At 63.3% G+C, this 14,311-nt stretch carries 13 protein-coding genes; 5 read left to right on the top strand and 8 right to left on the bottom strand.

Going from position 1 to position 14,311, the window contains the following annotated elements; all coding sequences use genetic code 11:
* Positions 1-53: 53 nt before the first annotated feature.
* Positions 54-1,529: an MDR family MFS transporter gene (locus tag SAZ10_RS14930; RefSeq protein WP_318610030.1), complete on the top strand. Its 1,476-nt coding sequence runs from the start codon at positions 54-56 to the stop codon at positions 1,527-1,529.
* A gap of 22 nt (positions 1,530-1,551) precedes the next feature.
* Here the strand turns inward: SAZ10_RS14930 and SAZ10_RS14925 are convergent, their stop codons facing one another.
* From SAZ10_RS14925 to SAZ10_RS14895, 7 genes are all read right to left on the bottom strand, one after another.
* Positions 1,552-2,430: a phosphodiesterase gene (locus tag SAZ10_RS14925; RefSeq protein WP_318610029.1), complete on the bottom strand. Its 879-nt coding sequence runs from the start codon at positions 2,428-2,430 to the stop codon at positions 1,552-1,554.
* Positions 2,430-3,713 (bottom strand): ABC transporter substrate-binding protein, encoded by a 1,284-nt coding sequence (locus SAZ10_RS14920; protein WP_318610028.1) that lies wholly within the window; start codon positions 3,711-3,713, stop codon positions 2,430-2,432. The genes SAZ10_RS14925 and SAZ10_RS14920 overlap by 1 nt, the downstream gene beginning before the upstream one ends.
* A 64-nt stretch (positions 3,714-3,777) precedes the next feature.
* Entirely contained in the window at positions 3,778-4,653 is an 876-nt protein-coding gene (locus SAZ10_RS14915) for a carbohydrate ABC transporter permease (RefSeq protein WP_412535220.1), read from the bottom strand.
* Complete coding sequence (locus SAZ10_RS14910; RefSeq protein WP_318610135.1) at positions 4,650-5,555, bottom strand: sugar ABC transporter permease; 906 nt, start codon at positions 5,553-5,555, stop codon at positions 4,650-4,652. Before SAZ10_RS14910 ends, SAZ10_RS14915 begins: the two co-directional genes overlap by 4 nt.
* A 17-nt stretch (positions 5,556-5,572) precedes the next feature.
* Positions 5,573-6,775, bottom strand: coding sequence for an ABC transporter ATP-binding protein (locus SAZ10_RS14905; RefSeq protein ID WP_318610027.1), 1,203 nt, complete (start codon positions 6,773-6,775; stop codon positions 5,573-5,575).
* Positions 6,776-6,812: 37 nt separating this feature from the next.
* Positions 6,813-7,727 carry a TIM barrel protein gene (locus SAZ10_RS14900; RefSeq protein ID WP_318610026.1) on the bottom strand — a complete coding sequence of 305 codons (915 nt, stop codon included), beginning with the start codon at positions 7,725-7,727 and terminating at the stop codon, positions 6,813-6,815.
* A gap of 46 nt (positions 7,728-7,773) precedes the next feature.
* Positions 7,774-8,487, bottom strand: a complete 714-nt coding sequence (locus tag SAZ10_RS14895; protein WP_318610025.1) for an HAD family hydrolase — start codon at positions 8,485-8,487, stop codon at positions 7,774-7,776.
* A 98-nt stretch (positions 8,488-8,585) separates the two neighbouring features.
* Here SAZ10_RS14895 and SAZ10_RS14890 point away from each other — a divergent pair, with 98 nt between their 5' ends.
* Positions 8,586-9,521, top strand: a complete 936-nt coding sequence (locus tag SAZ10_RS14890; RefSeq protein WP_318610024.1) for a sugar-binding transcriptional regulator — start codon at positions 8,586-8,588, stop codon at positions 9,519-9,521.
* A gap of 97 nt (positions 9,522-9,618) precedes the next feature.
* Here SAZ10_RS14890 and SAZ10_RS14885 read toward each other — a convergent pair whose 3' ends face one another.
* A complete protein-coding gene (locus SAZ10_RS14885) occupies positions 9,619-9,876 on the bottom strand; it encodes a helix-turn-helix transcriptional regulator (protein WP_318610023.1) in 258 nt (85 codons plus the stop codon).
* A 211-nt stretch (positions 9,877-10,087) separates the two neighbouring features.
* Here SAZ10_RS14885 and SAZ10_RS14880 point away from each other — a divergent pair, with 211 nt between their 5' ends.
* From SAZ10_RS14880 to glmS, 3 genes are all read left to right on the top strand, one after another.
* Complete coding sequence (locus tag SAZ10_RS14880; protein WP_318610022.1) at positions 10,088-10,834, top strand: cytochrome c biogenesis CcdA family protein; 747 nt, start codon at positions 10,088-10,090, stop codon at positions 10,832-10,834.
* Between the two features lie 99 nt (positions 10,835-10,933).
* Positions 10,934-12,283: a bifunctional UDP-N-acetylglucosamine diphosphorylase/glucosamine-1-phosphate N-acetyltransferase GlmU gene (glmU, locus tag SAZ10_RS14875; RefSeq protein ID WP_318610021.1), complete on the top strand. Its 1,350-nt coding sequence runs from the start codon at positions 10,934-10,936 to the stop codon at positions 12,281-12,283.
* A gap of 153 nt (positions 12,284-12,436) precedes the next feature.
* The gene (glmS, locus tag SAZ10_RS14870) at positions 12,437-14,260 is read left to right on the top strand and encodes a glutamine--fructose-6-phosphate transaminase (isomerizing) (RefSeq protein ID WP_318610020.1); all 1,824 of its coding nucleotides are present in this window, start codon (positions 12,437-12,439) and stop codon (positions 14,258-14,260) included.
* Positions 14,261-14,311: the final 51 nt, after the last annotated feature.

Below are 14,311 nucleotides of genomic sequence, written 5' to 3'. Positions count from 1 at the left end.
GCCGTTCAAGATTGCGGTTCGCGGGGACGGGCAGCGGGGGATCGGGTGCATCGATGGACAAGGCTGTCGACGACAGAATCGGCTTTTCGGCGCCGCCGCTCACGGAGCGCGAGAAGAACACCATCATCGGCGGCGTGCTCCTGTCGATGCTTCTGGCCGCGCTCGACCAGACCATCGTGGCTCCCGCCATGCCGACCATTGCCGGTGCGCTCGGCCATGCCGACTATCTGCCCTGGATCGTCACAGCCTATCTGCTCACCGCAACCGCGATGGCTCCCCTCTACGGCAAGCTCTCCGATATCCATGGCCGGCGGCCCATCATCTATGCGGCCATCCTGATCTTTCTTGCGGGATCGCTGATCAGCGCGATGGCGCCCAACATGTTCGTGTTGATCCTCGGCCGGGCCGTGCAGGGTCTCGGGGGCGGCGGGCTGTTCGCCTTGTCGCAGACGGTGATCGGCGACCTCGTACCGCCGCTCGAGCGGGCGCGATATGCCGCCTGGATATCGGGCACATGGGCGGTGGCGAGCATCGCGGGGCCGCTGCTCGGCGGCACGTTCGCCGAGCATCTCCATTGGTCGCTCATCTTCTGGATCAACATTCCGCTCGGGCTCGTCGCGATGGCCATCATAAACGCCCCGCTGAAGAAGCTGCCGGTGGCGGGGCGGCGCCACGCCATCGACAGCTTGGGCGCCTTGCTGCTCATTGCCGCGACGTCGGTGCTGCTTCTGGCCTTGAACTGGGGCGGTAGCGAATATCCATGGCTCTCCACCGAAATCCTCGGGCTCGTCGCCTGTTCGGCCCTTCTATGGGCCGCCTTCGGGCGCCGGCTGCTCAAGGCCGCCGAGCCGCTGATCTCGCTCGAGGTGCTCGGCAACAGGATCGTGCTTGCCGGCACGCTTTCGATGTTCCTGTTGCAGGGGGCGAATGTCGGTCTGTCGGTATACCTGCCGGTCTATCTGCAATCCTATCTTGGCCTGACGGCCGCCGAATCCGGCGTCGCTCTGCTCGGGCTGCTGCTCGGCACCGTCGCCGGTGCGACTACCAGCGGCCGCCTCATACCGCACTTCAGGCACTACAAGCGCATCGCCCTTCTCGGCTCGGTATTCAGCATGATCTGCCTCGGTCTGCTAGGCTTGCTCGCCGGCAGCGCGTCGCTGGCGATCGTCGAGCTGCTGACGATCTGCGTGGGAATGGGGATGGGGACGGGTTTCCCGGTCGCTACCGTCTCCGTTCAGAACGCGGTCGATCATGGTCATCTCGGCGTCGTGACCGGCGTTCTTACCTTCCTGCGCTCGCTGGGCGGCGCGTTGGGGGTTGCGGCGCTCGGCGCGGTCGCGCTCGGCTACGGCCTGCCGCTCGTAGGAGAAGGCATGCGGGGGGCAGCGCATGTCGTTTCGGCCGCGCCCTTCCAGACCATCTTCCTGGTCTCCGCGGGGCTGATGCTCGCTTCTTTCGTCGCGGTCGTGCTCATGCCGGAAATACCGCTGCGCGGCAGCCATCAGGACGCCGCGCCCGTGGTCGAATAGAGAGTCATCGAACAGGCAGGACCTACGGTCCCGGCGGGTAAGCGCCGGTTCCGATCGTCGCCGCGTCAATCAAGTCGAAGGCGTGCACGATCACCCCGTGCTCACCGATCCTGATGATGTTGTAGTTCGGTGCGCCGCTTGCCCAGGTGCAATCCCTGGCGGCGAAGTCGAGGACGATCTGGTGATTGCAGCCGCGTCCGGCGCTGAAGGGGATGCCGGACGGCGACACGCCGCTCACGGGGATGTGGACATGCCCGAGGAAGATGTGCGGCACGCCGCCGCCGTGGCCCTTGAGGGCCGCGATGAACGGTTCGGGTTGGGCGAGACAGATCTGCTCGAAATGCGCGACCCCAAGCGGGAACGGCGGATGATGCATGAAGATGAAGGCGGGCCGATCCGGAGCGTCCTGCAGACGCGCCTCCAGCCATGCGAGGCGGCTGTCGCAATAGCGGCCGCCGCTCCAGCCGACCTCGTTGGTGTCGAGAAAGAGCAGCCTGCCGGCTCCATCGGGCAGATCCATCACGGACTGCACGAAGCCGGCTTCGTCACGAGGCTCGTCGGGAAAGGCGTCGGTGAAAGCGGCCCTGATATCGTGGTTCCCGATCATCAGCCTGACCGGCATCGGCAGCGGCTCCAGCAGTGAACGCAGCCGCTGGTAGGAGGCAGGGTCGCCCCGATCAGTAAGGTCGCCGGTGATGACGGCGAGATCGGCATCGGCGTGGTTCGCCGAGATGTGGTCGATCACGGCCGCGAGGCGGGCGGCGGGGTCGAGGCCGTAGATGGTCTCTCCCTCGGGCACGATATGGGCATCGGTGATGTGGATGATCTTCATTTTGGTCAGTCGTTTTCTCGGGAGAAGGGCGAAGGCGCCGTTCAACGCCCTCGCTTCCTGTCGTTCCATCACGGGGTCTTCAGCATTTCCCGGGTGGCCTTCGCCATCTCAGCCAGACCGGCTTCAGGGGTCACGTCGCCACGCATCACCTCGGCGACGATGTCGCGCTGCGTCCGCCAGATGCGCACCCCGTTTCCGCCGGGATACGCGCCCCAGGGCCCAGCCCGTTGCACCTGTTCGACAGGCGTCCGGTAATTGGGGTTCTTGTCGTAGAAGGGACCGAGATAATCCGGGCCTGGTGCACCGGCATTGGTCGGCAGGTAGCCCGTCATCTCGACGATGACCTTCTGAGCCGCAGGGCTGGTCATGAACTTCATGAACTCCCATGCAGCCTTCTTCTTGGCGTCCTCCTTGGCGAGGGTCAGGATGGCGTTCCCTCCGGTCGGCAAGCTGCCCTTGGCTTCGTCTTCGATGGGAAATTTCATCGTGCGGAAATCGAATTTCCCGGCGACCAGGCTCGTGACCTGGGTCAGGTTGCCGGGCGAGGCGAAATAGATCCCGATCTTGCCGGCCCCGAACTGCTGGCGACTTTGCATATAGTCGATGAGCTGCATGCCGCCCTCGGTCACGAACCGGCGGAATGTCTGCAGCGCCTTCAGCCCCGTCGGTCCATCGAAGGCGATGTCGTGGCGGTCGTCGGTCAGGAGCTTGCCCCCGGCCTGGGTGAGCGCCGCCTCGAACAGCCAACCGTCCGGCCAGCCATGCACGTCATAGGCCATGCCGTTGATCCCGTTCGCGGGATCGTTGATCTTGCCGGCTAGCGCGATGATGCCGTCGAAGGTGCGCGGGAAATCGGCCGGGTCGACGCCGGCTTTCCTCACCAGATCGGCGTTGTAATAGACGATCGGGTTGGAGGCGTTGACCGCGAGCCCGTAGAGCTTGCCGTCAACCGAGCCGAGATCGATCAGGTTGTCGAAGTAGTTGGCCTTGCGGAATTCTGGCCCTTCGGCGGCAAGCAGGTCGTTCAGCGGAACGGCCTGATCGCGCTGGCCGAGCGTTTGGATGAGCTCGGGGAGCAGGTGATACCCGGAATAGTAGATATCCGGCAGCTGGTTCGTCATCGCCGAACGCAACATCGTCTGATGGCCTTCGTCGTAGCTCGCCGCCGGCGCACGGAACTGGATCTTGATGTCGGGGTGCTGCTTCATGAACTCCTGGGCGAGGGGCTCATGGAATTTGGCGAAATCCGGAAAGCAGTAGAGGACGTCGAGCGTCACCTCTTCCGCGCTTGCCGAAAGCCCGCTTGCCAGCAGGGCGGCGGCCGCCATGATCGTTCGTCGCGTGAGTTTCATCGAAGTTTCCTTCTTGGGGTTGAACCGATAGATGGAATGAGGTCGGGGCCGGCAGCCGTGCCGGCTACTTGATCCCGGTCATGGTGATGCCTTGCACGAAGCGACGGCGGGCGATGAGAAAGATGAGGATGATCGGGGCAGTGATGATGACAGCCCCGGCCATCAAGCTGCCGTAGCTGTTGCCGACTTCCGATCCGGCGAAGAACAGCATGCCGAGCGGCGGGGTCGCATATTCAAGCCGCTGGATGACGATGATGGGCCAGTAGAGATCGTTCCAGTGGGCGACGATCGAGAAGATCGAGAAGGCGGCGATCGCCGGCCAGGCGCTCGGAACGACAATACGCCACAATATCTCCATCTCGCCGACGCCATCGATCCGCGCGGCGTGGATGATCTCGTCCGGAAAGGTCTTGAAGGTCTGGCGAAACAGGAAGATGGCGAAGACGGAAAGGAAGAAGGGCACCATCAGCGCGAAATAGGAATCGAGCAGTCCCGAATAGGCGAGCCCCAGATAGAGCGGGAGTGCCGGAACCTGGACTGGCACGCACAGGCCGACGACGACGAGGGCAAAGAACAGCTGCCGCCCCGGGAAGCGCAGCTTCGCGAGCGCGTACGCAGCCGGGATAGAAACGAGCAGTTGCACCGCCAGGATACCCGCGCAGACGATCGCGCCGTTGAGCATGAAGTGAAGGAGTGGCGCCGTCGAAAGTGCGTCGGAGTAGTTCTCGGCGCCGTAAAATTGACCCGGAATGGGATTGAGCGAGCCCGAGACGATCTCACCCGGTGGCCTGATCGACGTTAGCAGCATCCATGCGAAAGGAAGCAGCATCACGATCGCGCCCGCGATGAGCACAGCATGGACGAGGACCAGCTTTGCAAGCGCACCTGTCGGCAGCGAGTGGCGATCGGCCGGGCTCACGGTTTGCGAAAGCGCGGTCATCCGTAGTGAACCCGTCGGTCGAGCTGCGTGGCCTGATAGACCGAGAACGCCAGCATGAAGAGTAGGAAGACGACCGTCAGTGCGGCCGCATAGCCGATTTTGAAATACTGGAAGCCTTCGAGGTAGATCGCGTAGAGCAGGACCTCGCTTCCATCCCTGCCGGCCGTCAGGATGGCGACAGTGTCGAAGACCTTGAAGGCGGTGATGGACGTGGTCACGACCACGAACATCGTCGTCGGCGCGAGCATCGGCCAGGTGACCGTCAGGAAGCGGTCGATCGCGCTGGTCGCGCCGTCGACTTCGGCCGCGTCGTAGAGGTCGCGCGGGATGGATGACAGCCCGGCCAGGAACAGCACCATGTTGAAGCCGACGATGTTCCACAGGCCGATGAAGGCAAGCGTCGGGATGAGCAGGGAAGGTGTGGAGAGAAAGCCCTGCTCCGCAAAACCCAGCATCTTGAGCACGGCATTCACCGGGCCGAGGCGGGGGTGCAGGACAAACTGCCAGACGGCCGCCATGGCGATGAGCGTCGCCGTGACAGGCAGGAAATACGCGACCTCATAGAAGACGCGGGATTTGCCGCGGCCATGGACGAGAAGCGCGACCAGGAGGGCAAGCAGGACACCACCGGGCAGCACGATCGCGACGTAAAGCAGGGTGTTCGTCACCGAGCGCCTGAAAACCGGATCAGAGAGCGCCTGCTCGAAATTGCCCAGTCCGACCCAGCGGAACGTGACGGCACCGAGCTCGTAGTCCGTGAAGCTCAGCACGACGAGAATGCCTACGGGTGCCAGAACGGTCGCCAGAAGCAGCAGGAAGGCCGGCGCGACGAACAGCGCTCCCGTTGCCCCCTCGCGGCGTTTCCCCGTCCGCCTGGCTGTCTGCCACGGCCGGCTCTCAATGACTGCAGCGGTATCAGTCAAACTGCTGCTCCTGCCATTTTCCTGGACTTTGCGGGCTGTGAAGGCTGTTGGGGGAAGAGCCGGGTGCTCAGTCGCTGCCCTTGAGCGTCGAACACGTGCAGGCGCCGCGGGTCGAAGGAAACGGAAACGAGGTTGCCCGCCGTGACCTCCGCAGTTTCGGGATGACTGTCCGGAACACGGATGGTGAGGCTTCCCCCGATCGCGGACTGGATCTCCACGTGGACCAGCTGCTCCGGCCCGTGGTGCTCGCTGCGCCGGACCCGTGCGATCAACAGGGCCCCGTCGAAAGGCGCGGATATGGTTGCATGTTCGGGCCGAAGTCCGATGGAGGCGGCTGCTCCGGCGGACCCGTCGACTGCTATGGGAAGAGGTGTTCCCGCATAGGTAAGTCGCCCTCCGGCGGATATCTGTGCCGGCAGGATGTTGATCGCCGGCGAGCCGATGAAGCATGCAACCGAAATGGTTGCAGGCCTGTCGTAAAGCTCGATAGGGCGGCCGATCTGGGCGATGCGGCCGGCTTCGAGCAGCGCGACCCGGTGGGAAAGGGTCATCGCCTCCACCTGGTCGTGCGTCACATAGATGAACGTTGCGCCGAGACGAGCGTGGAGGTCCGCGATTTCGTCGCGCATCTGGACGCGAAGCTGCGCGTCGAGATTGGACAGTGGCTCATCCATCAAGAAGAGGCTCGGTTCCCGAACCAGCGCCCGCGCCAGCGCCACGCGCTGGCGTTGGCCGCCGGACAGCTGGCCAGGCTTGCGGTCGAGAAGATGGTCAATGCGCAGCTGTGAGGCTACGGATCCGACTTTGCCCGCGATTTCCGCTGCTATCCGCGACCTTCGGGGAGATGCCAGTCGGACGAGCGGGAGGCGCTCGATGATCGAGAGCTGCCTCATCGTCAGGGGCAGCGCGACGTTGTCGAAGACGCTCATGTGCGGGTAGAGCGCATAGTTCTGGAAAACCATGGCCACGTTGCGTGCGCTCGGCGACAGCTGGCTGACCGAGCGCCCCGCTATCGCGACGTCGCCCTGATCCTGCGCCTCGAGGCCGGCGATGATGCGCAGCAAGGTCGACTTCCCGCAGCCGGAAGCGCCCACCAGCGAGACGAATTCGCCAGGCTCGACGGAGAGCGAAATATCGTCGAGCACCTTGGTCTGGCCGAACGATTTCGATACGCGCTCGACGCTCAAATCGGCAGTCATCCGCGATCCCCCGCGCAATTGCTTTCGCTAGTGCTGGTCATTCGGCGGCGATCGATTTCTGGGCGGCGTTCAGCGCCATCAATTGCTGCGCGCGCTCGAGACAGGCGGGCTGCTCGCTGCGGTAACGCGGGCCGATTTCCATCATCAGCACCGTGTCCGGAAGGAACGTCAGTTCGCTGAAGATGTCCTCCCAGTCGATGTCGCCCCAGCCGAGCGGCATGTGCAGGTCGCCAAGTCCGAGCGCGGTCGATTCCTGGGGATGGTAGGGTTTGTAGAAGCCCTGGGGGCGGCCGAAGGAATCGTGGACATGCAGATGCCCGGCCACCGGCGCCATGGCGCGCAGCTCATCGCGAAAGTCGAGCCCGCGCCAGGTCGATTCGATGTAGGCGTGGCTGAAGTCGATCAGGGCAACGAGGTTGGGATGGTCGACGGCCTTGACGGTGGCAGCAATTTCGGCCGGCGTCTGTCGGTATTGACCTGGTTCGGTCGTGAAAATGTTCTCGAAGGCAATGCGCACGCCATAGGGCCTGGCGAATTCGGCAAGCTCGAACAGAGCCTCGCGCTCGCGCCGGTCGGCTTCGGCGCGCTCGAACAGCTGGTCGGCGCGCAGATGGCCGCCGTGCTGGACAATGACGCGGGCGCCGATACTGTCACAGACCTCGACCAGCGCCTTCGCAGCATCGACCTGATAGCGTGCCGTCGCCGGATCCATGAAATTGGATGAAACAAGGCCGTGGACGGTGTAGCGGAAGGGAAACTGGCAGGTGAGCGCCTCGAGCCTCTCGGCCCTTTCCTCGATGGCCCGTCCACCGGCAATCAGGTCGATCGTCGTCAGCGCGAGCTCCACCGTATCCACCCCCATGTCGGCAAGCCGGCGCAGATCAGTTTCAAGGCTGCCGAGCTCGCCATCGGACGAACCCGAGTTGAAGCCGGTCGAGATGATGCTGTTCATTGGATTGTCTCCGCTTGTGAGGGCCGGCTGGCAGGCTGAGTAGGTGCTAGTGATGGCTGCGCATTCGGTTCGCCGCGTCGGCCGTATGGGCGGCTGCCGGCGAAATCGCATGGATTGCCGCTGCAAGTTCGTCGGCACCTTCCGTCGTAACCAGTGCACCGGCTTCCTTCAGGACGGCGTGCCGGTCCGCCCGGGGATCGGCAGGGTCGACGAAGCCGATTGCCTTCATTCCCGCGGCGACCGCGCCGACAATTCCGTGCGCGTTGTCGTCGATCACGACGCACCGTTCCGGCGCCGTGCCGAAGGTTCTCGCGCAAAGCTGGAACAGGTCGGGAGCCGGCTTCGGATGCGCCACCATCTCGGCGCTGAAGATGTGCGGGGCAAAATCCGTCCAGAGGTGGAAGAGCCCAAGACTGCGGCGCAGCCGCTCGATAGAGCTGTTCGACGCAACGCATTTGGGATGCGACAGCGAACGCACGAGGTCGACCATTCCCGTCATCGGCCGAAGCGAGCGGGTGAACTCGTCGTAGACTTGCGCCTTCCACCGCGAAAACAGCCCATCGACGTCGGCGAGGCCGAATTCATCGACGCAGATTCGACGGCTTTCGCTTTCCGACGCTCCGGTGAAGCGGCGGTGAACCTCGACGTGGCTCACATCGACCCCGGCGCGCTGCAGCGCCTTGGCAAGCAAACCGCTTGCCACGGGTTCGCTGTCGATCAACACACCGTCGCAATCGAAGATGAGGAGGTCAGCAGGCATAGCGCGGTTTCCGAAATGGGCTGCCGCACCCCCTAGGTTCCAAATGTTTCACCTATGTGACATTTGTAACCGCAGGCGAAACTGATAGTGGATTTCGCATGGATCAGCAGCAGTTGATGGTCAGGGCGGCCTGGCTCTACCATGTAGAGGGCCTGACCCAGGCCGAGATCGGCGAGCGCATGAATCTCACCCGCCGCAGGGTCAATGAGCTTCTGGCCACCGCCCTTGAAGAAGGCGTCGTGCGGATCAGCTTCAGCTCGCCGCTTGCCGAGATGGTCGAACTGGAAACGCGGTTGCGGGACCGATTCGGCCTGGCGGACGCGGTCGTCGTTCCGACGCCGGCCGATGCCCACCAGCTTCATGCAGTGATCGGTCGCGGCGCGGCCGCCTATCTGGATAGGCTGATCCAGAGCCGCAAGCCGGGATCGATCGGCGTCGGCTGGGGTTCAACGCTGCGCGAGACAGTGCGGCAGATGACGCCGGCCAATGAGCCGGGAATTGCGATTCGGTCGATGATGGGAGGACTGACCCGCGGTCTGGAAATCAACACTTTCGAGATCGTTCGCGGCTTCGCCGAGGTCCTGCAGGGGCAGTGCTATTATTTCGCGGCGCCGATCTATGCCGAAAGCCGGCAATCGCGCGAGGCGATCATTTCGCAATCCGTCTTCCAGAAAACATTCCATCGCATATCCGAAGTGGACATATCGTTCCTGAGCGTCGGAGACGTGTCGGACCAGTCGCTGCAGGTCCGCTATGGCCTGCCGGTCGGAACACCTCCCGAGGATCTCGTTGCTGCCGGGGCGGTCGGAGACCTTCTTGGCCGCTACCTCGACTGGCAGGGCAAACCCGTCGACCACCCTCTCAACGAGCAGGTTCTGGCGCCCGAACTCGAGCACTACCGCAAAATCCCATGCCGCATCGTCGCATCCGGAGGCGCGCACAAGCATGCCATTCTCCTGGCCGTTGCCAGAGCGGGGCTGGCGACTGTCTTCGTGACCGACGCAGACGCCGCGACAGCCATGTTGAAGGATTGAACGGGCTTTACGTACGGCGGCGGCCTGTCATCGCCATGTGAGGAATTCCTGGAAAGAAAGCCCGCAATCCGGGCGGATGGCGGGCTTTGTGGCAAGGTCAGGCAGCAGTCCTGTCCTCGTCTGAAAAGAATACGCTTTCAGGAAGCTGAAGCGCTGCAGCTATGCGGCGAAGCTTCTCGGGATCGGTGTCGCGCCCGTCCTCGATCTCCGTGATCTCCTGGAGCGAAAGCCCGCATGTAAGGGAAAGTTGTTCGAGAGTATAACCGGTTCGTTCCCGAATGGCCCTGACGGCGTTGTGAACCTCGTCAGCGTGTTCTGGCGGCAACTCGGAACCTGGATTGGGAATGGATGACATTGGCAACTCCGCGCATGAATGATCTATCAAATCACGATGTTGCCCGAGACGAATCCACATTGCCCGGATCGTGACGTATTGCAAGCCGACAATGAGCGAATTGTTCCCGAAATAGGATGTCAACTGCAGCGACCTGCCACGCTTTGGTGATTGGCCTCGGTGCCGCCGCCGGTCTATAGCCGCGCCGAAGCAGCAACGGTATATTGGCGGCATGGCAATCGATATCGGCTATATGAGCGCAGTCGGAGCAGGGGCGATCTCGTTCCTGTCGCCCTGCGTTCTGCCGCTGGTGCCACCCTATCTCTGCTATATGGCCGGCGTGACCGTCGATGATTTCCGCGCCACCGGCGAAGAGGCAGCGAACAGCGGCGCGCGGGCTGCGCTCGTCGCGGCATCGATCGCCTTTGTTCTCGGCTTCACCACGGTCTTCGTCACGCTCGGCGCAGGCGCCTCCACCATCGGCCGATTCCTGCGCGTCTGGCAGGAACCGCTGGCGCTCGCGGCCGGCATCGTCATCATCCTGATGGGGCTCAATTTTCTCGGCATCGTGCGTATCCCGCTATTGTCGCGCGAGGCCCGCTTCCAGGCGCAAGGCAAGCCAGCGAGTGCGCTCGCCGCCTACATCATGGGCCTCGCCTTCGCTTTCGGCTGGACACCCTGCATCGGCCCCGTGCTCGGACCGATCCTGACGCTCGCAGGCGGCCGCGAGACTGTGGGTGAGGGCGCTTTGCTGCTCTTTGCCTATTCGATCGGGCTCGGCATCCCCTTCCTGGTCGCCGCGATCTTCTCCGGCGCCTTCATGCGCTTCATGGCGAAGTTCCGCGTCCATCTCGGACGGGTCGAGAAGGCGATCGGCGCGCTGCTGGTGCTTGCCGGCATATTCTTCGTGACGGGCGGAGTAAGCGCGGCCTCCTACTGGCTGCTGGAGACTTTCCCGGCGCTTGGCCAGCTCGGCTGAAATCTGCGGATACAACTGTTGAGGGCGGCCGGATTGGAGAGGTTCGGCCGCAATGATACATAGTCCGCGATTCTACGCATCTCATTTCCGGACCACGACATGACCGAACGATCCTGCCTGTCGATCATCCTTGCCGCGGGCGAAGGCACGCGCATGAAGAGCGCACTGCCCAAGGTGCTCCATCCGATCGCCGGCCTGCCCATGGTCGCACATGTGGCGCGCGCTGCCGCGACAGCGGGCGGCGCGGATATCGCGCTGGTCGTCGGCAATGGGGCGGAGGCGGTCGAGAAGGTGGTGAGGCCCTTCGCCGCCAAGGCCCAGAGCTTCGTCCAGGCCGAGCGGCTCGGCACCGCCCACGCGGTGCTCGCAGCCCGAGAAGCGATCGCGCGCGGCTATGACGATATACTTGTCGTTTTCGCAGATACGCCGCTCGTCGAGCCAGCCTCGCTCATCGCGGCGCGGCAGAAGCTCACGGAAGGCGCCGCCGTCGTCGTCATGGGCTTTCGCACGCCGAACCCGACCGGCTACGGTCGTCTTATCGAGAAGGGCGGCGAACTGGTCGCCATCCGCGAGGAGCGCGACTGCTCGCCGGAGGAGAGGCAGATCGATTTCTGCAATGGCGGGCTGATGGCGATCGACGGTCGACTCGCCTTGAAGCTGCTCGACGCCGTCCACAACGGCAACGCCAAGGGCGAATATTACCTCACCGACATCGTCGAAATCGCGCGCGAGCTCGGCAGGAAGGTCGTCGCGACCGAGGTCGCCTTCGAGAACGTGCTCGGCATCAACAACCGCGCCGAGCTGGCCGAGGCAGAGGCCGTCTGGCAGGGCAGGAAGCGGCGCGAGATGATGCTCGCAGGCGTGACGATGATCCAGCCGGAAACCGTTGTTTTTTCTTACGATACCGAAGTCGGCCGGGACACCGTCATCGAGCCGAACGTGTTTTTCGGTCGCGGCGTCAAAGTGGATGGCGGCGCCATCATTCATGCCTTCTGCCATTTCGAGGGAGCTCATATCGGGCCGAATGCCGAAGTCGGCCCGTTCGCACGGCTGAGGCCCGGCGCTGAGCTTTCCGAAAGGTCAAAGGTCGGCAATTTCTGCGAAGTGAAGAAGTCGAAGGTCGGCCCCGGCGCCAAGGTCAACCACCTTACCTATGTCGGAGATGCGGTGATCGGGGCGAAGGCGAATATCGGAGCCGGCACCATCACCTGCAACTATGACGGTTTCAGCAAGTTTGTCACCGAGATCGGCGAGGGCGCCTTCATCGGCTCCAATACGGCACTGGTTGCGCCGATCAGGATCGGCGACAACGCCTATATCGCCTCCGGCAGCGTGCTCACCGAAGACGTGCCGGACGATGCGCTGGCCTTCGGCCGGGCCCGGCAGAGGAACCTGCCCGAGCGCGGCAGGCAGCTTCGTGAGAGGCTTGCCGCTGCCGCGAAAAAGTGAGTAGCCGAGGTAACCCGATATCAATCTGGCCTTGCCACAATAGGGGTATGGCTGCCGAGGCACCGGATTCGGGCAGATACTTAAAGTTACTTTCGCGCGCGCGAAACCGGGCCTAAGAAATCCCGGACGGTTATTTTATCGAGGGGCTGATTTATGTGCGGCATTGTGGGAATCGTGGGGCAATCGCCTGTCGCACCGTTGATTGTGGATGCCCTGAAGCGGCTCGAATATCGCGGCTATGACTCGGCAGGCGTGGCGACCATCGAGCAGGGCAAACTCTCCCGCCGGCGCGCCGAAGGCAAGCTGATCAACCTGCAGCGGCTCATCGAGGCTGATCCTCTCGACGGGACGATCGGCATCGGCCACACAAGGTGGGCCACCCACGGTGTGCCCAATGAGACCAACGCGCATCCGCATTTCTCGAACGGGGTGGCGATCGTCCACAACGGGATCATCGAGAATTTCGCGGAACTGCGCGCCGAACTCGCTGCAGACGGGTACGAGTTCACCTCGCAGACCGACACGGAAGTGGTCGCGCATCTCGTCTCGCGCGAGCTGTCGCGTGGACTCGATCCCGTGAAGGCTGCTCACAATGCGTTGAAGCGGCTCGAAGGCGCCTTCGCGCTCGCCATCATGTTCAAGGGTGACGAGGACCTGATCATCGGCGCGCGCAACGGTCCGCCGCTCGCGGTCGGCTACGGCGAGGGGGAGATGTTCCTCGGCTCCGATGCCATTGCGCTGGCGCCTTTCACGAATGCGATCACCTATCTTGAGGACGGCGACTGGGCCGTCGTGCGCCGCAGCCGGCTGCAGATCTATGACATGGCCGGCGAGCCGGTCGAGCGCAAGCGCCAGCAGTCGATCGGCATCAGTCTGCTGGTCGACAAGGGCAACTACCGGCATTTCATGGAGAAGGAGATCCATGAGCAGCCCGAGGTGATCTCGCACACGCTGGCGCATTATCTCGACTTCGCCAACGGCACCTCAAAACCGATCGAGATGCCATTCGACTTTGCCAAGATCGATCGGCTGGCGATCTCAGCCTGCGGCACAGCGTATCTCGCAGGGCTGATCGGCAAATACTGGTTCGAGCGCCATGCGCGGCTGCCGGTCGACATCGACATCGCCTCGGAGTTCCGCTACCGCGAGATGCCGCTTTCGAAGGCAAGCGGGGCGCTATTCGTCTCGCAGTCGGGAGAGACGGCCGACACGCTCGCTTCGCTGCGCTACTGCCGCGCTGGCGGCCTGCCTATCGGCGCGATCGTCAACGTGCGGGAATCGACCATCGCGCGCGAGTCTGACGCGATATTGCCGACGCTTGCCGGCCCGGAGATCGGGGTGGCCTCTACCAAGGCCTTCACCTGCCAGCTCGCTGTGCTCGCTTCGCTTGCCGTACGTGCAGCCGCGGCGCGCGGAACCATCTCGCGCGACAAGGAGAAGGCGCTGGTTCGCCAACTTTCCGAGACCCCGCGTTTCGCCAGCCAGGTGCTGAAGCTCCAGGACCAGATCGAGAAGGTCGCGCGCGAGCTCGCGCAGGTGAAGCACGTGCTCTATCTTGGCCGTGACACCAACTACCCGCTCGCCATGGAAGGCGCGCTGAAGCTCAAGGAAATCTCCTATATTCACGCCGAAGGCTACGCCGCGGGCGAGTTGAAGCACGGGCCGATCGCGCTTATTGACGAGAACATGCCGGTGATCGTGATCGCCCCTCATGACCGCATCTATGAAAAGACGGTCTCCAATATGCAGGAGGTCGCGGCGCGCGGCGGCAAGATCATCTTGATCACCGACAAAAAAGGCGCTGAGGCAGCAAGCGTCAAGACGCTTGAGACGATCGTGATGCCGGACGTGCCGGAGCTTGTCGCGCCCATACTCTATGCGCTGCCGGTACAGCTCCTTGCCTACTACACTGCCGTGTTCATGGGCACCGACGTCGACCAGCCGCGCAATCTCGCCAAGTCGGTCACGGTCGAGTAGCAAAAGCGTAATCCACAACAGGCCGGCCGGGGCTTTCTTCCCGCTTCCTTT

The organism is Mesorhizobium sp. BAC0120 (assembly GCF_033542235.1).
GTDB lineage: Bacteria > Pseudomonadota > Alphaproteobacteria > Rhizobiales > Rhizobiaceae > JAWRCU01.
The sequence above is the reverse complement of the archived record's forward strand: the minus strand, read 5'-3'. Positions and strand labels throughout refer to the sequence as shown.